The organism is Neisseria sp. MVDL19-042950 (assembly GCF_030504625.1).
In the GTDB taxonomy this organism is placed as follows: domain Bacteria; phylum Pseudomonadota; class Gammaproteobacteria; order Burkholderiales; family Neisseriaceae; genus Neisseria.
Map to the genome: position 1 here is coordinate 166,463 of NZ_JAUKWH010000006.1, position 17,891 is coordinate 184,353.

The window sequence follows — 17,891 nt, forward strand, 5'->3', positions numbered from 1 at the left end:
CGTCTGAAAACATCTTTCAGACGGCCTCTTGCCGATAAGCGTCGGCTTGCGGCCTTACTTCAGATGCGGCGCAATGATTTGCAGCATTTGGCCCAACACTTTCGGGTTGCCGGCCACGATGTCGCCGCTTTCCAGCCAGCTTTCGTTGCCCTGCATGTCGGTAACGATGCCGCCCGCTTCTTGTACCAACAATGCACCGGCGGCGATGTCCCACGGTTTGAGGTTGAACTCGAAAAAGCCGTCCAAACGTCCGCAGGCTACGGCGCACAGGTCGAGCGAGGCGGCACCTTCGCGGCGGCCGCCGGCGGTTTTGGCTAAGAAGTCTTTCAGAATGGCGAGGTAGGTGTCCATCATGCTTTGGTCGACAACCGGAAAGCCGGTGCCGATTAAGCAGCGGTTGAGTTCGATGCGGGAAGAAACGCGGATGCGGCGGTCGTTCAGCAATGCGCCTTTGCCGCGCGAAGCCATGTATAAATCGTTGCGTTCGGGCGCGTACACCAACGCTTCCTGCAACACGCCTTTGTGCAGCAGTGCCATTGAGACGGCATATTGGGGGTGGCCGTGCAGATAGTTGGTGGTGCCGTCGAGCGGGTCGATAATCCACTCGTATTCGGCGGTGGCTTTACCTTGCGAGCCGCTTTCTTCGGCGGTGATTTTGTGATGGGGGTAGGCTTCTTTGAGCGCGTCGACCAAAATGGCTTCGGCGGTGCGGTCAACATCGGAAACAAAATCGTTAAACGCTTTGCTGTCGGTTTTAACGGCATCGAGGTTGCGCGATGCGCGGATCATCATATCGCCCGCTTTGCGTGCGGCTTTGAGGGCAGTGTTTAAAATCGGGTTCATGGCATTCTTCCTAATCGGGTACAATAAGGCAAAACGTAAAACGCTGCGTTTACGCTGTTTCCAATGTTTTTAAAGAGCATTCAGACGGCCTCGAGGCCGTCTGAAAAAAATATTCAGGCGCACATTATACCCCCGTTCCGAAAATAAAACATGATGAATCCCAAACCCGCCGTACCCGCCTATCTCGACAACATCCATATCGTCCTCGCCCGCACCAGCCACCCCGCCAATATCGGTTCCGCCGCCCGTGCCATGAAAACCATGGGGCTGCACCGTTTGACTTTGGTTGCGCCGCAACTGATTGCCACGCCGATGACCGAAAACCCGCCGGTGTTCGATGCCGCTAAACCGCAGGATTTCAAACTGCCCGAAGAGAGCTTCGTGTTGGCATCCGGTGCGGCGGACGTGTTGGAAAACGCCCGCATCGTAGCCACGCTCGACGAAGCGTTGGCGCACACCACCCTGAGCTGCGCCTTAACCAGCCGCAAACGCGAGCTGACTGCGCCGCTGCAAACGCCGCGCCAACTTGTGCCCGAATTGCTGCAAGCTGCTTCAGACGGCCAACAGGTTGCGCTGGTGTTCGGCAACGAAACTTTCGGCCTGAGCATCGAAGAAGTGCAAAACTGCAACCGCCTGATGACCATCAACGGCAACCCCGACTATTTCTCGCTCAACCTCGCTCAAGCCGTGCAAGTGGTGTGTTACGAGCTATTCAGCCAAACCGATATGCCGATGACGCATTTGCAGCAGGAAACCCGACCGGCCACCCACGAACAGATTGCCGGCATGGTCGGCCATATGGAAAGCGTGATGAACGACATCGGCTTTTTCAACCGCCGCAACAGCGAACGCCTGATGCGTCGCATGCAGAATCTGTTTATGCGGGCAGATACGCAAACCGAAGACATCGATATCCTGCGCGGCTTTTTGAATACTGTGAAACGCAATTTGAAAGATTAATCGTTGAGGCCGTCTGAAAACAAAGTTCCGGCAAAGCGGAAAGTTTTCAGACGGCCTCGGGCATAACCGTAAAACAAAACAACTTTCCAAACATTTCCATTTATGAACTATGCACTCGATGCCTTATGGTGGCGTTTAACCGACCCCAACGTCCGCGATTTAGCCTCCGTTCTCACCGCGCCGGCTTTGTGGCACAGCGGCTGCGAACTGCCCGTGCGCGAATTGTTGGGGGAAACGGGCTTCCGTTACCTGCTTGATTTGGACGACCGCTCCGAAACATTGCAGCAATATCTGGCCGACAAACAACCGTTCGGCCACCGTTTGGGATTGTATGCCGAACATCTGCTCGCATTTTGGCTGTCAACCGCCCCGCATGCTTCGCTGCTTGGGCAGAATGTGGCAGTCAGCCGTGCCGATGGGCAGACCGCAGGGGCGGCGGATTTTATCGCCGTCTTGAACGGCCGTACTTACCACATCGAATTAACCTGCAAATATTACGGTTGCGCATCAGGGAGGCCGTCTGAAATGGTGGGGCTGAACCGTCAAGACCGCTTGCAGAATAAAGCGGCCAAACTCCCGCAACAGCTTGCCCTGCTGCAAAGTGAAGCGGGGCGGGAAGCGTCGGCAGCGTTGGGGTTGGATCCGCAACGGATTGAAGCGGTTTCGATTGTGCGCGGTGTCGGTTTTTCCGCTCAGCCGCAACCGCTGCACGAAGCTCCGCTGAATCCTTACGGTTGGCACGGTTCGTATATCACTGATTGGGCCGAATATAATTTTTCAGACGGCCTCAACCGCCGCTATTGCCTATTGCACCGCATGAACCTGCTTGCACCGGCCAGAATGGATTCGGCCGAAACGCAAAATGCGGAAAATATTCGGAAAACCGACAGCGGCATCGTTGCGGTTTTGGAACAGCGCCCCGACGGTTGTTGGCATGAAGTAAAGCGGATAATGAAAGCGGAGGCCGTCTGAAAAACAAACGCCAAGCCGTTTTCAGACGGCCTGAACGATGTGCAAACGGCATTTTTATTGCGTAAAAAACGCTCCGCCGCCCGTTCAGCCGCGTTAACGCAAAACCGCAGGGCAATATATTTTGTGGCGGCGTTGTGATATACTCGCCGTCTGAATTTTTATCCCCTGATTGCAGGGGCAGCATAACAAAACGGGCATGATGCCCGTTTCATTGATTAACACGAGAAAATTTAAGGGCTTACGATGAGCGTAACTGTAGAAAATTTAGAAAATCTGGAACGCAAAGTAGTGTTGTCTCTGCCGTGGAGCGAAATCAACGCAGAAACCGACAAACGCTTGCAGCAAACCCAACGCCGCGTGAAAATCGACGGCTTCCGTCCGGGTAAAGCACCGCTGAAAATGGTTGCTTCTATGTACGGCTCAAGCGTGCAAAACGATGTGATGAACGAGCTGGTTCAAAAAGCATTCTACGATGTTGCCGTCGCCCAAAACCTGAAAGTAGCCGGTATGCCCCGCTTTGAAGGCGTGGAAGAGCAAGAAGACAAAGATTCTTTCAAAGTGGCCGCCGTGTTCGAAGTGTTCCCCGAAGTAAAAGTAGGCGATTTATCTGCACAGGAAATCGAAAAAGTAACCGCCGAAGTGGGTGATGCCGAAGTAGACAAAACCATTGAAATCCTGCGCAAACAACGCACCCGTTTCAACCACGTTGAACGCGAAGCCCAAAACGGCGACCGCGTGATTATTGATTTTGAAGGCAAAATCGACGGCGTTGTTTTCGATGGCGGCAGTGCCAAAAACTATCCGTTCGTATTGGGCAACGGCCAAATGCTGCCTGAATTCGAAGCCGGCGTGCTGGGCTTGAAAGAAGGCGAAAGCAAAGAAGTCGAAGTCAATTTCCCTGAAGACTACCACGGTAAAGACGTAGCCGGTAAAACCGCCGTATTCACCATCAGCGTGAGAAACGTTTCCGAAGCGACCCTGCCGGAAGTGGACGGACAATTTGCCAAAGCGTTGGGCATTGAAGACGGCGACGTAGCCAAAATGCGCGAAGAAGTGAAGAAAAACGTAGCCCGCGAAGTGGTGCGCCGCACTAAAGACCAAACCAAAGAAGCAGTGATGGAAGCCTTGCTGAAAGTAACCGATATCCAACTGCCGAAAGTATTGGTTGCAGAAGAAGCCGCACGCTTGGCTGCCGAAATGAAACAAAACTTCGTCAATCAAGGCATGGCTGATGCGGCTAAATTGGATCTGCCCGCCGATATGTTCAACGAGCAGGCGGAACGCCGCGTGGCTTTGGGCTTGATTTTGGCGCAACTGGTCGACGAGAACAAACTGGAGCCGAGCGAAGAGCAAGTGAAAGCCATAGTTAGCGACTTTGCCGAAAGCTACGAAGATCCGCAAGAAGTAATCGACTGGTATTTCTCCGACCGCCAACGCTTGCAAGGCCCGACTTCTTTGGCCGTTGAAGCCAATGTGGTTGAGTTTGTATTGGGCAAAGCCAAAGTGAATGAAAAAGTGTTGTCGTTCGACGAAGTGATGGGCGCACAAGCCTAAGGCTGTCTGAAAAGTTTGGCTAATTGAATAAGCACCGAAGCTGCCTTCCGCGCTTTGGTGCTTTTTACTGACTATCCTGAAAAGGAGAACAATATGATTCCTGAAATCAGCAACGGCTATTTGGTGCCGACCGTTATCGAGCAAAGCGGGCGCGGCGAGCGGGCGTTTGATATTTATTCCCGCCTGCTGAAAGAACGCATTATTTTTCTGGTGGGGCCGGTAAATGACGACAGTGCCAATCTGGTGGTGGCGCAGTTATTGTTTTTGGAAAGCGAAAATCCCGACAAAGATATTTTCCTGTATATCAATTCGCCCGGCGGCTCCGTGTCGGCAGGTTTGTCGATTTACGACACCATGAATTTCATTAAACCGGACGTATCGACTTTATGTCTCGGCCAAGCGGCCAGTATGGGTGCGTTCCTGCTTTCCGCCGGTGCCAAAGGCAAGCGTTTCGCTTTGCCGAACAGCCGCGTGATGATTCATCAGCCCTTAATCAGCGGCGGCTTGGGCGGGCAGGCTTCCGACATTGAAATCCACGCCCGCGAGTTGTTGAAATTGAAAGACAAACTGAATCGCTTGCTGGCGGCCCACAGCGGTCAGGATTTGGCCAAAGTGGAGCGCGATACCGACCGCGACAACTATATGTCGGCAGAAGAAGCACAGGCTTACGGTTTGGTTGACCAAGTATTGGCGGACAGAGAGAGCATTAAAGTCTGATAAGGCGGCAAAGATAAGCCCGTTTGCTATAAGAGGCCGTCTGAAAAGCATTTTAGAATTAAAAAATGCTTTTCAGACGGCCTTATTTTTGAGTTTACGACACTTTTGCCGTTACTGTCGGCTTACTTGCGTGCCGCCTGTTTTTTTAGGCTTTGCTGCCGCCTGCTTTTTCATGCGGTAGTCGTAGGTAAAATCATGATCCGCCACGCCGATGCTCACCGCCGAAACCTGTTTGCCTTGCGTTGCGCAGGTAAGCAGTTCGCGGCTGATTTGCGGCAGAACGGTATTGGTAAGAATCGCATCGATCATACGGCCGCCTGATTCGACTTCGGTGCAGCGCGAGGTAATCAGCTTCAGCACTTCGGGTGAATAGGTCAGGTCGATATTGTGGTTGTCTTTGATTCGTTTCACGATACGGCCCAATTGCAATTCAACGATTTTCGCGAGCATGTCGTCGGATAGCGGATAGTAGGGGATAACCTGCATGCGGCCCAGCAGGGCGGCGGGGAAAACTTTCAGCATGGGTGTGCGCAAGGCTTTGGCCAAGCCTTCCGGAGTCGGCAGCATGTCGGGGTCGTCGCACATGTCCATAATCAAATCCGTACCGACGTTGGTGGTGAGGATGATGATGGTGTTTTTGAAGTCGATGTAGCGGCCTTCGCCGTCTTCCATCCAGCCTTTGTCAAATACTTGGAAAAAGATTTCATGCACGTCGGGGTGCGCTTTTTCCACTTCGTCGAGCAGGATAACGCTATACGGTTTGCGGCGCACGGCTTCGGTCAGCACGCCGCCTTCGCCGTAACCGACATATCCCGGCGGTGCGCCTTTCAGGGTGGATACGGTGTGTGCTTCCTGATATTCGCTCATGTTGATGGTAATCACGTTTTGCTCGCCGCCGTACAAGGTGTCGGCCAGAGCCAGCGCGGTTTCGGTTTTACCCACACCGGAAGGGCCGGCCAGCATGAAAACGCCGATGGGTTTGTTGGGGTTGTCGAGATTGGCGCGCGAGGTTTGAATGCGGCGGGCAATTGCATCCAAGCCGTGGCGTTGGCCGATGATGCGTTTATTTAAAGTGTCGGCCAGTTGCAATACGGCCTCGACTTCGTCTTTCATCATTTTGCCGACGGGAATGCCCGTCCAGTCGGCTACCACGTCGGCAATCGTGCGGCTGTCGACCAACGGCATCACCAGCGGTTGGATACCTTGCAGTTCTTTCAGTTTGTCGACTAGCTCTTTTTGGCGTGCGTACAACTGCTTGCTTTCATCATCGGCGGTTTCTTGCCCTGCCTGCATGATTTGTTCGCGCACGGCCAACAGATCGGCAACCAAGCCGGTTTCTGTCTGCCATCTTTCTTCCAATTCTTTCAGACGGCCTTCAACTTCGGCCAATTCTTTGCCGATATTCGCCATCCGCTCTTCGGAATCGAAACTGAGCTTTTTCTCGCGTTCCAGATTGGCTTGTTCGAGTTTTAATGCTTCGGATTTTTTTTGCAGGTATTCGATGCTGCCGGGTACGGCGTGCTGGCTGACGGCAACGCGTGCGCAGGCGGTATCGATCAGGCCGACGGCTTTGTCGGGCAGTTGGCGTGCGGGAATATAGCGGTGGGAAAGTTTTACGGCCGCCTGAATGGCTTCGTCGAGAATAATCACATTGTGGTGTTTTTCCAGCGAGGCGTTCAACGCTCTGAGCATGTTGACGGCTTTTTCTTCGTCGGGTTCGTCTACCTGCACGACTTGGAAACGGCGTGTGAGGGCGGGGTCTTTTTCAAAGTATTTTTTGTATTCCGCCCATGTTGTTGCGCCGATGGTGCGCAGTTTGCCGCGGGCCAAAGCGGGTTTGAGCAGGTTGGCGGCATCGCCCGTGCCGGCTGCGCCGCCTGCACCGATTAAGGTGTGGATTTCGTCAATAAACAGCACAATCGGCGTGGGGCTGGATTCGACTTCGTCCATTACTGCCCTGAGCCGCGATTCAAATTCGCCGCTGATGCTGGCACCGGCTTTGAGCAGGCCGATGTCCAGCAGGATTAACTGCACGTCTTGCAATCCGGGCGGCACGTCGCCTGCGGCCAAGCGCAAGGCCAGCGCTTCGACCACGGCGGTTTTGCCGACACCGGCTTCGCCCGTGAGAATCGGGTTGTTTTGGCGGCGGCGCATTAGGATGTCGATGATTTGTCTGATTTCGGCATCGCGGCCGGTAAGCGGGTCTATTTCGCCGTTTTTGGCTTTTTCGGTAAGGTTGCTGCCGTATTTGGCCAACGCGCTTTCTTTGTGGGTGGCGGTAGGCTCCGAAGATAAGGCGTTTTTAGCGGCATCGAGATTTTCTTCCGAACCGGCGGTAATGGCGATGATGTCGTCTGCCAGCGTTTCGGGTTTGATTTTGAGGAATTCCGATGAAATGTTGGCCAAGATGCCCTGCAAAGTTTTATTTTGCAGCATAGTGTAGAAAATATGCGCCGTGCGGATTTTGTCGGTGCCGAATTTCAGCGAGCTGTATGTCCAAGTTTGTTCGACAAGGGTTTGGATATGCTCGGAAAAATCGATAACGGCAGTGGCGCCGGCGGGCAGTTTTTCCACGGCGGCCAATACGTCTTTGCGTACTTTCGCTTCGTCTAAATTGAAACGGTTTATCAGGCAGAAAATGTCGGTTTTTTCGGTTTGCAGCAGGGAATGGAGCCAGTGCACCAGCTCGACATAGCTGTTTTCCCGAAGGCGGCAGAATGTGTAGGCATTTTCCAGAGTTTTGTATAAGGTAGTATTCAACTTGCCGAATAATACGCTGCGGCTGATGTCTGACATAAGATTTCCTTAAATAATCCAACATGTCCAAAACGGTTTGTAAGAGGCTTTTATCAGGATGAGGCCGTCTGAAAAAAGCCGTTTAACGGTTGCTGACGATTAAGTCTTCAGCATCGCGGGAAACATTGCCCAGCCAAGTCGACAAGCCGAGTTGGGTTTGCCCGCCCAAATCCATCGGGGGAACTTCTTTTTGCATCAAAACGGGCTGTATGTCCCATTCGTATTCGTCTGCGGCAAACAGGCGCACCCATTCCCGCAGGCGGGCGGTGTTGGTGCCGTCTTTAAAAAACGACCGGTAGGCCGGCAGAGTCAGCGGGCCGACGATGATGCGGAATTTGCTTTGAATATCGTAAAGTTTGTCGCCCAGCAGCAAACCTTCTCCCAGCGTATAGCCGCCTGTTGAGCCGATTTGCGTTTTTTCCTCGGCAACTTCAACCCAGTATCCGACATTGGTTTGAATGGTAACGGGCGCTTTGAAATAGCGGTTGAGCAACTGTTGCAGGTTGGCGGCGGAGCGGCTTTGCTTCATCAGCAAACCGGCAAAATAACGCTTGGCAAATTCGTGAATTCGGCCTTCGTTGTGTATGGGCGGGGTATTCAGGCCGTTGAACCCGGCGATGTATCTGCCGAAGCGGTCGTCGGCGTTTTTGTCTAAAGAAGTAATGCTCTGCGCGTTGGCCCATGCCCGATAAAACAAGACCGCCAAACGGTGTTGCAGCATATTGGCAAAGCCCGTCCATGTACGGTCGCCGTGCTGGTGTTGGCGCTCGTAGGCATATTCGGTTAAATGCAGGGGCAAGGGGCCGGAAGGGCCGAACAAACCGAAGCCGTTGATGGAAATTTCCGCATAATGGGGTGACAGCGTTACCGATTGGATGTTGCGCGGGGAAAAAATAAGCGAAGGCTCTTGGCGGATTCTGATTTTTTCCATTTTCGGGCTGACTGCCTTGCCCAACATCTTGCCGCCGGTAACAAACTTAACCGACTCAAGCTGGCGCAAGAGTGAAAAGTAGTCATATTTATACGGCTGGGAGGCGACTTTGTTTAAAAAGCCGGTGAGTTTTTCATCCCAAGCATCGTCCAGCGGGTCGCCGAAATCCGTTTGCACGTTAACCGGACTCATATGATTACCCTTTCTCCAACCGCGGTCGGCCACGTGGCCACATGCCCTTGTTGGAGCGTGTCGATTTGCAGTTGTATGAATGAGTTGATCGACACCAAGCGCCGGAAGTAATGGTTTAAAACTGAGCCGAACAGGAAGGGATGGATGCCGCCCAATTGTGCGTCGTCGAGTGTAACGGTGATTTTGATGCCGCGCACGGGAGCGGCGGTACCGTGATGGCGAACCACTTTATTCACGACGGCGGTGTCCACCCGCGTAATCGACTCAATCTGTTTCTTCAGCAAATCATTTTCGGAAGAAACAAACACCATCAATAATTCTTTCAAGGTAACGGGGGCATCTTCTTGGTCGGTGTTCAGCAGCGACAGATAGTTCAGGCTCAATTGGTTTAAAAACGGCCAAAGCGTTCTGTCTTCGCTCACCGCTGCCTGAGGCCGCGTCAGCTTGGAAATCAGTTTGATCGAGCTGACCGGCAAAAAGCCTTCGATCAGAAAATCCGACTCGCCATCACGCGGCATCATCAGCGGCAAATCCCTGCTGGTACACCACGCGTCGACGGAAAGGTGCTGGATGCCTGAATTGAAGGCGTAGTCTTTATTGTCGGCCAGCGACAGAAACACTTCGCTGCCCAGATAGGAAGAACGGAAACCGTTTTTAACGGCGTTTTCAGACGGCATCCTGTCTGCCCGCCGTGCCGAAAAATAAGCGTGTTGGGTTTGTGCTTCTGGAAACAAACCCATATCCGGCGCTTTGTACATCGGCGAAAAAACCACGGTTTGGCGGTTGTTGGTGTCGAAACCTTTCACTTGTTCGATAGAGTGTACTTCGTAATTCAGCGGCTGAGTGCGGTCGATAACGACATGGTGTTCCCGATCTTGAATGTTCACGGGGAAGCGCGCGCTCTTTTTTCTGAATAAATTCACCACCGGCACGGCGTTTACGGAAAAATCTTCCACGCCGACCAGCTCCGTCAGCTCGGGTATTTTGTGGCTGAACAAAAATGACAGGCTGAAATAGCGTTTGCGGTAAGTGATGATTTTCTTATTGATGCCCTTGTCGCTCACGATTTCTTCCAACTGCTCGGGCACTTTAGGCAGATGGCCTTCTTTTTCGGCCTGCCGGACAGCTTGCTTGATATCTTTTTGGGCAATAAACAGGAATTTTTCCGGCAACCGCGCATATTCCTGAAGAATCCGGAACGCGCTGACCGATTTGTCCAGATTGAAAGACAAAGCTTCGTCTTCGCTAAATCCGCTATGTTCTGGTTTGAACGGCAGCGGGTAGTGCCATTGTTTGGGGTTTTCATAACTGTGGCAGACTACGCCCACACATTCGGAAGCCAGCAGGAACAGCAAAGAAGACGACTTGGAAAGCTCCGTGCCTAAAAACACAGGCAATTTGTCCGGCAGCATTTCCGAACACGCCCCGGGCACGCTGAGCGAGAAATCCAAGCGTAGGGCGGATTGCACTTTTTTGCCGGAAGAGGGTTTGAGCATGGGAAGCGTACCCGGCAAATAGCCGAGCGAATCGGTATATTTGGCTTTTTCTATACGCAGTGGCAGGATTTCGGTGGTTTTGGTTACCGAAAACGGGCAGCTTACTTTGAATTCGTCAATCGGCAGCGACCTTAATATTCTGCCGCGCTCCAGCAGATTGATAACATCGGCGTTGTATTGGCCGGCAGGTTCTAAATTGACAATGGCTGCCGCCGGTTTTTGGTTGATGAAGTCGGGGTAAACGACTTCTAAAATTCTTTGCACGAAACGGGGATATTCCGCATCCAGTTTAAGCTGGGTGCGGGCGGTGAGAAAGCTCACGCCTTCCAGCAGCCGTTCGACGTAAGGATCGGGAATGTCGGAAGTATCCAAGGCCAGTCGGGAAGCCACTTTGGGATATTTGAGCGCAAACTCCCTGCCCATTTCTTTCAGGAAGGCCAACTCTTTATTGTAATAAGACAGTAATTTGTTATTCACGGCCCGTTCCCCCTTCTAATAAATTAAACAGCCCGGTTTCGATATCCATGCTGGTTCGCAGCAGGAATTCTTTTGGATAAGGGTTGAGTTTCAGATGGCCTTTGATTTCAATAATCAGTTTGTTGTGCAAGGCATCGTCGTCATCGTCTTCGGTGTTCACAATCACTTGCAGCGATTTGCTGTCGAGCCGCGGTTCGAAATCGAGAATGGCCTGCTTGATGTTTTGCTCCACGTCCTGCCATTCTATGTCGGAAAAATTAACGCCGGAAAGGGGCGGAATGCCGTAGTTGAGCGTGGAAGAACGCACGTTTTCGGGCAGGTGTTGCTCCATGGTTTCCGCTTGCAGGTTGCAGGTGTTCAGCAGATAAAGAATATCGCGCAGCACGGCTTGCCGATATTGGTCGAGGTTGATGGCCTGATCGGGTCGTGCTTCTTTTTTTTTGCGCGGCTCTTCGTCGGTGAGTCTGTCGAACAAAGAAGGCAGCAGTTGATTTCTGAATTGCGACATGATTAATTGCCGTGGCTGACGGATGGGTAGGTTTAACGGTGTTGTCCGAATTTAATGCTGCGGATATCCAACAGGCCGAAATCGTGGTTGTCGGTGTACAGCATCTTTTGGCCGATGCCGGTGAAAAGCTGGTCTGCCACTTCAACCCAGTCGGTTTGCGCGCATTGCAGCAGTAGATCCGACCATTCCGATTCTGCGTCCGGTAAAACGGCATAGCGGGCGGGGCTGGTGCATTGGATGCATTCGCCGTGGCTGAATGTGATTTCAGACGGCCTCCAAATCACGTCGAGCAAGGAGGCGGGCGCTTTGAAAGAAATGCTTTCGATGGAGCCCCAAGTTTGCCAGTAGTAGTGGCCGCGGTAGAAGTATTCGTAAACAAAAGCGGTACGTACGTCGCCGTCGATAATCCAGTTGCCGCCGGTGTCTGCAACCGATTTATCTGCCAGAAGGTAGCTAATGTTTACCGGTGTTTCGTCGATGTGGTCGGATAAAGCGGCATAGCCGTCGGAAAGGGCCGTGCTTTTTTGCTCTGCTACATGGGCAACCAAAGAGAGTTGTTTTTGCAGAATATCGAGCTTGCCGGCGTGCTGTTCCAGCGTTTTTGGCTTTTGCTGTGCCGCTAAAACGGCTTGGCGGCGCATTTCTGCTTCGATGTTTTCAATGAGATAAAGCATCAGGGGCTTTTGGGTGTTGGGGAAGAGCTTTTGGTATTGCCCGATCTGTTTCAGCGCCTGATCCCATTTTGCGCACAGGCAGAGATATTGAATCAATGCCAAACGGTGTTCCTGATTGTCGGGATTTGAACGCACCAGCTCAATCATGTCCGATAATTTAGTTTTCAAATCCATCTCAGCAACTCCTTGTTTGTTTTTGTAGAAAGTGTAGTAAGAGCGAAAGCCCGAATTGACTTTTCAGGAAGGTAGAGGCCGTCTGAAAAGTATATATATGTAAAGCCTGACTTAAAACGCCTTTTAAGCCAGGCTTCTCCAACTAAACGTGCATAAGGATTATGCAGATTTGTTTTCTTTGATGTTGAAGGCCATCTGAACTTCGGCGCCTTTGGAACCTTTATCGGTTTGTTCCCAATATTGGTTTTTCACTTTGGCAGCTTGGAATGAGTAACGCATTTTCAGCGCGTCATTGCCTTGTACGCCGATGAATTTCACACCGGTTACCAAAACGTCTTCCAATGTGGTGCGCGAATATTCGATCTGTTCGCCGCCGGCTTTGCACACGGAGATTTCTACTTTGCTCAAGTGTTGGCCGGTAGCACAGTTTTTCAGAATGGTCGGAGCGGCTTTATCAATGGCGGCAACTACGGTCAAGTCGTTAAAATTCACTTTGCCGGCACCACCGCCACCACCGCTGGTCATCGAGCCGGGTTGCTCGGCACCCCAGTCGAAACTTTCGATATTGGTCCAGTCTTTGTGGTTGGCATCTTTTGATTCGCCGTTTACACCTTCAACTTTCATGAACATATCAATAGCCATGTTTTACTCTCCTTGTTAAGAAATTTAAGCGATCAGACAACAGGGCATGAGTATGCCCGACTAAATAAACCAAACCCGACTATTCCTGTTTAGCCGAAGGCAGTTTGGAAACTAAGCGCAATGAAACGGTAAGCCCCTCAAGTTGGTAGTGCGGGCGCAGGAAGAATTTGGAAGTGTAGTATCCGGGGTTGTCTTCCACTTCTTCCACCACTACTTCCGCCGCCGCCAAGGGTTTGCGGGCTTTTGTTTCTTGGGTAGAGTTAATCGGGTCGCCGTCTACATAATTCATAATCCATTCGTTCAGCCAGCGCTCCATATCTTCGCGTTCGCGGAACGAACCGACTTTGTCGCGCACGATACATTTCAGATAGTGGGCGAAGCGGCAGCATGCAAACAGATAAGGCAGGCGGGCGGATAAACGCGCATTGGCCGTAGCATCGGGATCATAATACTCGGCAGGCTTGTGCAGGGATTGTGCGCCGATAAACGCGGCCAAATCGGTATTTTTGCGGTGGATCAGCGGCATAAAGCCCAATGTTGCCAGCTCGGCTTCGCGGCGGTCGCTGATGGCGATTTCGGTCGGGCATTTCATGTCCACGCCGCCGTCGTCGGTCGGGAAGGTGTGGCAGGGCAGGTTTTCAACGATACCGCCGGATTCCACGCCGCGGATAGAAGTACACCAACCGTAGTATTTGAACGAGCGGTTGATGTTCACCGCCATCGCATAGGCTGCGTTGGCCCAAGTGTATTTGTTGTGATCCGCGCCTTCGGTTTCTTCTTCGAAATCGAATTCGTCCACAGGATTGGTGCTGGCACCATAAGGCAGGCGCGATAAGAAACGCGGTAAGGCCAAGCCGATGTAGCGTGAATCTTCGGAATCACGCAGGCTGCGCCACGGTGCGTATTCGGCGTTTTGGAAGATTTTGCTTAAGTCGCGCGGATTGGCCAATTCCTGCCAAGATTCCATCTGCATCAGTTTGGGCGATGCGCCGGCGATAAACGGGCAGTGTGCGGCCGCTGCAATTTTTTCGAGGCTGTTGAGCATTTCCACATCGGGTGCGGAATGGTCGAAATAATAGTCGCCAACCAAGCAGCCGAAAGGTTCGCCGCCGAACTGGCCGTATTCTTCTTCGTAAATGCGTTTGAACAGCGGGCTTTGATCCCAAGCCGTGCCTTTGAAGCGCTTCAGGTTGCGGGCCACTTCTTTTTTGGAAATCGGCAATACTTTGATTTTCAGCAGGGTGTCGGTTTCGGTGTTGTTAACCAAATGATGCAAACCACGCCATTCGCCTTCCAGTTTTTGGAAATCTTCGTGGTGCATGATCAGGTTGATTTGTTCGGAAAGTTTTCTGTCGAGTTCGGCAATGATTGCTTCGATGGTTTGATAAGTGTCGTCTGAAATCGTAACGACATTTTGCAAGGCTTGTTGGGCCAATGTTGCCACGGCGTTGGTTACGGCACTTTTGGCTTCTTCGGTTTTGGGTTTGAATTCTTTTTGCAGCAGTTGTTCGAATTCGCTCGCTGCAAACGCGGTTTGCGCGCCGCCGCCCCCTTGGATATCTAATTGCTTTTCAGCCATGATTCACTCTCGCTTTATTGGTTTTCATCCGAAATTACTGCTCGTCTTTGGGTGTTGCTTTCGGTGCGGCTGCAAGGCTTTTCAGCAGCTCGCTGTCGCCCAAGACTTTTCCGATTAATTCCTCCGCACCGCTCTTGCCGTCCATGTATGAGAGCAGGTTGGAAAGCTCCGTGCGCGCCTGCAAAAGCTCGTTTAGAGGTTCTACTTTTTTGGCTACTGCGGCGGGTGAGAAATCGTCCATGCTTTCAAATTCAAGCTCTACGTTCAGATTGCCTTCGCCGGTAAGCGTGTTTTTCACGTTGAACGCCACGCGCGGTTTGAGGGCTTTCATACGCTCGTCGAAATTATCTACGTCAATTTCCAGAAACTTGCGTTCGGCCAATTCGGGCAGTGGTTCGACGGGCTTGCCGACCAAATCGGCCATTACACCCATCACAAACGGAAGTTCGATTTTTTTCTCGGAACCGTACAGTTCTACATCGTACTCAATCTGTACCCGCGGAGCCCGGTTGCGGGCAATAAACTTTTGACCAGATGATTTGTTTCGTGACATGTTCAGTAACCTCTAAATGATTAAAGTTGTTTTGTCCAAACAAACTTTAGCTTATTACAAATAGACTATTTCACTCGTTGGAAGTTCCTGTTTCTTCTTCCGGCTTGCCGATTAAAACTTCCAAATTGGCAATGCTTTCTGGACTGATATCTTTCATGATGTCGTAGAAGTCCATATTCATGAGTCGCTGTACCCTGCGGATAAACAGCGGGGCAGGGTGGCTGGGCTCAAGGGTTTCAAAATAGACGCAGATTTTCTCCAAAGCCAAATCGACATCGGCGCGGTTTTTGATGTTCAGACGGCGCCACGCATCGGCATCTTGGAAAGCCGTTTGCTCTTGCGTGCCGTTTGCGGCGGAGGTTTCGGCAGTGTGGTCTGTTTGTTCAGCCTGTTGCGGTTGCGGTGTGCTGCCGTCGTTGTAATGGACAGCTTTATGAATCAGGGTGAGCGGCTTTTGAATGACCTCGAAATTGAGGGAATGCTCATCTTGCAGCTTGGTTGAGAAAGTGTTTTGGATTTCTTTCAGATGGCCTAATGCTTGGATTAAAGCCACCACTTCCGGCTTGCCGGTGTCGGCACTTACCCTGATGTCGAGCATCAGCCGGTCTTTTCCGCCCGGATAGCTTTGCGGATCGTTGCCTTGTAACACGGAAACCGCTTCTTTTACGGTAACCGGTTGCTGGGTTAGCCCGTTTATCAGCAGTTTGGCCGGAAAAATTTCTTTAACGATGCCGTCGAGCGTTGTGAAAGCGCTGAGTGCGTTGACGCGGTAAAACGGGTCGTATTCGCCGTCTTCATCTTCGAGTTTGGGGTAGATGGAATCCCAGTACGAATCCACATTGGTTTTGATGGCTTCGCAGCCGGCGCAGAATCCGGCAAGCCCGTGTTTGGCGGTAAGGGCTTGCGTGTAATAAGCCAAAACGCGCAGGTCTTTCGATTCGGCCAGCAATTGGTTGCATAATTTCTCTACCGTTGCCCAATCCGGTTCTTCCGCCGGAATAATGGTGTCGCCGTATTGCTGCTCGGGCTTGCCTTCCGCCGCGCTTTGCAGTTCCAGAAAGCGGCTGTCGTATTCGATATTCACCCCTTCAGGAGCATCGGCGGAAATAGGTTCGTCCCATCGGGAAAATGTTTTCATCAGTTTACGATCCAAATAATTTATTAAACAGAGAGCACGAGGGTTCGCCTTCGTGTTCTATATGGCGGCCGCTTTCGCTTTCCTGCCAAAAACTGCCGGTATCGCCTGAATTAGATAAATAGTTTCGGAAAGGTTCGGATAAAAGAACAGGGCTATGGCTTGTGCTGTCGTTAAAGCAATTTTCGATAATGCACTTGCCGTTGTTTAAGGTATTGCGGAAGAAATCTGTTTTTTCAGCAATAAAGCTGACGGAGTCTGATAAGTCGGAATGAGAGTCGGGTTTGCAGAATAATACGAAAGGATATTGCCTGCCGGTTTGGTCGGTGCTGAGGGCGGTTATGCCCGTATAAGCAATATCGTCGGGCAGTGTGATGCAAAACAGCCAAGTTTTCGGTGTGGTGAATGTTTTTCGGGTAAACGGAATTAATCTGTCTTGGCTGGTGCAACGGCCAAACCAGCCGTCCCAAAAATGTTTATCGTCGGCTTGAAGATTATCGGAAACAATAAAATCGCGAGATTGGTTCAGTTTGCCAAAAAAATAGATTTTTCTTTGTAGCATTAATCGTAATCCCAATAATATGAATGAAATGACGATTTATTCCCCTAGTTGATATTTTTATTTTGAATTTTTTAGATACTTTACCATAATTTTGATAGATGTATTAAGACTATTTTATTTTCAGACGGCCTGATCATTTGCCTATACTGCTCCTGTTTAAAGGAACAAATACAGATATCGGATGTCTGAATTAGGATTGCTTTTGGCCGGTTGATGGTAAAGCGGCATTTTCAAATGAGCAGAAGCAATTTAAAATTTATTTTAGAAACCTGCAGGCGCTCTATTTTTAATTTTAAGAACAACGAAATTTTGACGGAGTAATCTCATGGCATCTTTCGGTAACACCATAGGCATTCTTATTCCCCAGCCTTCGGCGCCGGCCATGGTATCCCAAGGCTCCGCCAATCCGCCTGAGCCGCTGACCAATGCCGCCGGCCCCGTTGATGTGATTGAGATGGTGGCCGATGTTGCTTCTACCGCTTTATCAATTGTTTCCCCCGATTCTGCCGTGTCCGCAGCCGTTGATGTTGCTTCTACGGTGATTTCTTTAGCCTCAATGATTCCCGGTGTGCCGGGGCCGAAGCCGCCTACTAAAAAGACCGTTAAAGGGTTCAGTGGCGGTAGCGGTATGGGGTTTGACGGTGGGCTGGTTACTCAGGGGAAAGGTAAAAAAGGCAGAGGACGTAAAGGCAGACCTGCAGGAGGAAGGGGAGCCGGTTCGGGAGGTTGTCCGTGTAAAGGCGGCGGCAAAGGCGGCGCGGTCGGTCGTCCGGTGAATGCCATACTGGGTATTAAAGTCCTTCCCGAAGAAACCGACTTCGTTTTCGATTCTCCTCTCCCCCTAATCTGGCAGCGCAGCTACTATTCCGACCAACCCGGCAACGGCTGGTTGGGGCAGGGCTGGTCGCTGCCGTTTTCGATGCGGCTGGAGCGGGTGGAAGACGGTTTCCTCTACATTGACGAGCAAGGCCGGGAAATTCCGCTGCCGGATATCGATGACGAACCGGACGAACCGTTTTCGGCCGCCGACGATGAAGACGACTTCGACACAGAAGAGGCCGACCCCGTTGCCGATCCTGCGGAAGAAGACCCCTACGGTTTGGAAGATGCCTATTTCGACCACGAA

The 17,891-nt window shown here is 51.5% G+C and carries 16 protein-coding genes; 5 read left to right on the plus strand and 11 right to left on the minus strand.

The window, feature by feature from the left end; translation table 11 throughout:
* Positions 1–54: 54 nt before the first annotated feature.
* Positions 55–843 (minus strand): inositol monophosphatase family protein, encoded by a 789-nt coding sequence (locus Q0X97_RS07340; RefSeq protein WP_302067092.1) that lies wholly within the window; start codon positions 841–843, stop codon positions 55–57.
* A 150-nt stretch (positions 844–993) separates the two neighbouring features.
* Between Q0X97_RS07340 and Q0X97_RS07345 the strand changes: the two genes are divergently transcribed.
* From Q0X97_RS07345 to clpP, 4 genes are all read left to right on the plus strand, one after another.
* Entirely contained in the window at positions 994–1,803 is an 810-nt protein-coding gene (locus Q0X97_RS07345) for an RNA methyltransferase (RefSeq protein WP_302067093.1), read from the plus strand.
* A 102-nt stretch (positions 1,804–1,905) separates the two neighbouring features.
* Positions 1,906–2,775: a DUF1853 family protein gene (locus Q0X97_RS07350; RefSeq protein ID WP_302067094.1), complete on the plus strand. Its 870-nt coding sequence runs from the start codon at positions 1,906–1,908 to the stop codon at positions 2,773–2,775.
* 243 nt (positions 2,776–3,018) lie between these two features.
* Complete coding sequence (tig, locus tag Q0X97_RS07355) at positions 3,019–4,329, plus strand: trigger factor (RefSeq protein WP_302067095.1); 1,311 nt, start codon at positions 3,019–3,021, stop codon at positions 4,327–4,329.
* A gap of 93 nt (positions 4,330–4,422) precedes the next feature.
* Entirely contained in the window at positions 4,423–5,046 is a 624-nt protein-coding gene (gene clpP, locus Q0X97_RS07360) for an ATP-dependent Clp endopeptidase proteolytic subunit ClpP (protein WP_302067096.1), read from the plus strand.
* A gap of 111 nt (positions 5,047–5,157) precedes the next feature.
* On the opposite strand, the gene tssH is transcribed toward clpP, so the two are convergent.
* The 10 genes from tssH to tagF form a co-directional block, all read right to left on the minus strand.
* Entirely contained in the window at positions 5,158–7,842 is a 2,685-nt protein-coding gene (tssH, locus tag Q0X97_RS07365; RefSeq protein WP_302067097.1) for a type VI secretion system ATPase TssH, read from the minus strand.
* 82 nt (positions 7,843–7,924) lie between these two features.
* Positions 7,925–8,965: a type VI secretion system baseplate subunit TssG gene (gene tssG, locus Q0X97_RS07370; protein WP_302067098.1), complete on the minus strand. Its 1,041-nt coding sequence runs from the start codon at positions 8,963–8,965 to the stop codon at positions 7,925–7,927.
* Positions 8,962–10,938, minus strand: coding sequence for a type VI secretion system baseplate subunit TssF (locus Q0X97_RS07375; protein WP_302067099.1), 1,977 nt, complete (start codon positions 10,936–10,938; stop codon positions 8,962–8,964). Before Q0X97_RS07375 ends, tssG begins: the two co-directional genes overlap by 4 nt.
* Positions 10,931–11,446 (minus strand): type VI secretion system baseplate subunit TssE, encoded by a 516-nt coding sequence (gene tssE / locus Q0X97_RS07380; RefSeq protein ID WP_107928955.1) that lies wholly within the window; start codon positions 11,444–11,446, stop codon positions 10,931–10,933. The genes Q0X97_RS07375 and tssE overlap by 8 nt, the downstream gene beginning before the upstream one ends.
* Before the next feature lie 32 nt (positions 11,447–11,478).
* Complete coding sequence (locus tag Q0X97_RS07385; protein WP_302067100.1) at positions 11,479–12,294, minus strand: type VI secretion system accessory protein TagJ; 816 nt, start codon at positions 12,292–12,294, stop codon at positions 11,479–11,481.
* Positions 12,295–12,453: 159 nt separating this feature from the next.
* Positions 12,454–12,936: a type VI secretion system tube protein Hcp gene (locus tag Q0X97_RS07390; RefSeq protein WP_009115598.1), complete on the minus strand. Its 483-nt coding sequence runs from the start codon at positions 12,934–12,936 to the stop codon at positions 12,454–12,456.
* A gap of 79 nt (positions 12,937–13,015) precedes the next feature.
* Entirely contained in the window at positions 13,016–14,515 is a 1,500-nt protein-coding gene (gene tssC / locus Q0X97_RS07395; RefSeq protein ID WP_302067101.1) for a type VI secretion system contractile sheath large subunit, read from the minus strand.
* 34 nt (positions 14,516–14,549) lie between these two features.
* Positions 14,550–15,068, minus strand: coding sequence for a type VI secretion system contractile sheath small subunit (gene tssB / locus Q0X97_RS07400; protein WP_009115600.1), 519 nt, complete (start codon positions 15,066–15,068; stop codon positions 14,550–14,552).
* A 70-nt stretch (positions 15,069–15,138) separates the two neighbouring features.
* Positions 15,139–16,206, minus strand: coding sequence for a type VI secretion system protein TssA (gene tssA / locus Q0X97_RS07405; RefSeq protein WP_302067102.1), 1,068 nt, complete (start codon positions 16,204–16,206; stop codon positions 15,139–15,141).
* Between the two features lie 4 nt (positions 16,207–16,210).
* Positions 16,211–16,765: a type VI secretion system-associated protein TagF gene (gene tagF / locus Q0X97_RS07410; protein WP_302067103.1), complete on the minus strand. Its 555-nt coding sequence runs from the start codon at positions 16,763–16,765 to the stop codon at positions 16,211–16,213.
* A gap of 325 nt (positions 16,766–17,090) precedes the next feature.
* Here tagF and Q0X97_RS07415 point away from each other — a divergent pair.
* A partial coding sequence (locus Q0X97_RS07415) for a DUF6531 domain-containing protein (protein ID WP_302067104.1) occupies positions 17,091–17,891 on the plus strand: 801 nt, incomplete at its 3' end.

Excerpts from the sequence above, each read along its gene's own strand:
- Q0X97_RS07340 (WP_302067092.1), bottom strand. The coding sequence starts at position 843 with ATGAACCCGATTTTAAACACTGCCCTCAAAGCCGCACGCAAAGCGGGC.
- Q0X97_RS07345 (WP_302067093.1), top strand. The coding sequence starts at position 994 with ATGATGAATCCCAAACCCGCCGTACCCGCCTATCTCGACAACATCCAT.
- Q0X97_RS07350 (WP_302067094.1), top strand. The coding sequence starts at position 1,906 with ATGAACTATGCACTCGATGCCTTATGGTGGCGTTTAACCGACCCCAAC.
- tig (WP_302067095.1), top strand. The coding sequence starts at position 3,019 with ATGAGCGTAACTGTAGAAAATTTAGAAAATCTGGAACGCAAAGTAGTG.
- clpP (WP_302067096.1), top strand. The coding sequence starts at position 4,423 with ATGATTCCTGAAATCAGCAACGGCTATTTGGTGCCGACCGTTATCGAG.
- tssH (WP_302067097.1), bottom strand. The coding sequence starts at position 7,842 with ATGTCAGACATCAGCCGCAGCGTATTATTCGGCAAGTTGAATACTACC.
- tssG (WP_302067098.1), bottom strand. The coding sequence starts at position 8,965 with ATGAGTCCGGTTAACGTGCAAACGGATTTCGGCGACCCGCTGGACGAT.
- tssE (WP_107928955.1), bottom strand. The coding sequence starts at position 11,446 with ATGTCGCAATTCAGAAATCAACTGCTGCCTTCTTTGTTCGACAGACTC.
- Q0X97_RS07385 (WP_302067100.1), bottom strand. The coding sequence starts at position 12,294 with ATGGATTTGAAAACTAAATTATCGGACATGATTGAGCTGGTGCGTTCA.
- Q0X97_RS07390 (WP_009115598.1), bottom strand. The coding sequence starts at position 12,936 with ATGGCTATTGATATGTTCATGAAAGTTGAAGGTGTAAACGGCGAATCA.
- tssC (WP_302067101.1), bottom strand. The coding sequence starts at position 14,515 with ATGGCTGAAAAGCAATTAGATATCCAAGGGGGCGGCGGCGCGCAAACC.
- tssB (WP_009115600.1), bottom strand. The coding sequence starts at position 15,068 with ATGTCACGAAACAAATCATCTGGTCAAAAGTTTATTGCCCGCAACCGG.
- tssA (WP_302067102.1), bottom strand. The coding sequence starts at position 16,206 with ATGAAAACATTTTCCCGATGGGACGAACCTATTTCCGCCGATGCTCCT.
- tagF (WP_302067103.1), bottom strand. The coding sequence starts at position 16,765 with ATGCTACAAAGAAAAATCTATTTTTTTGGCAAACTGAACCAATCTCGC.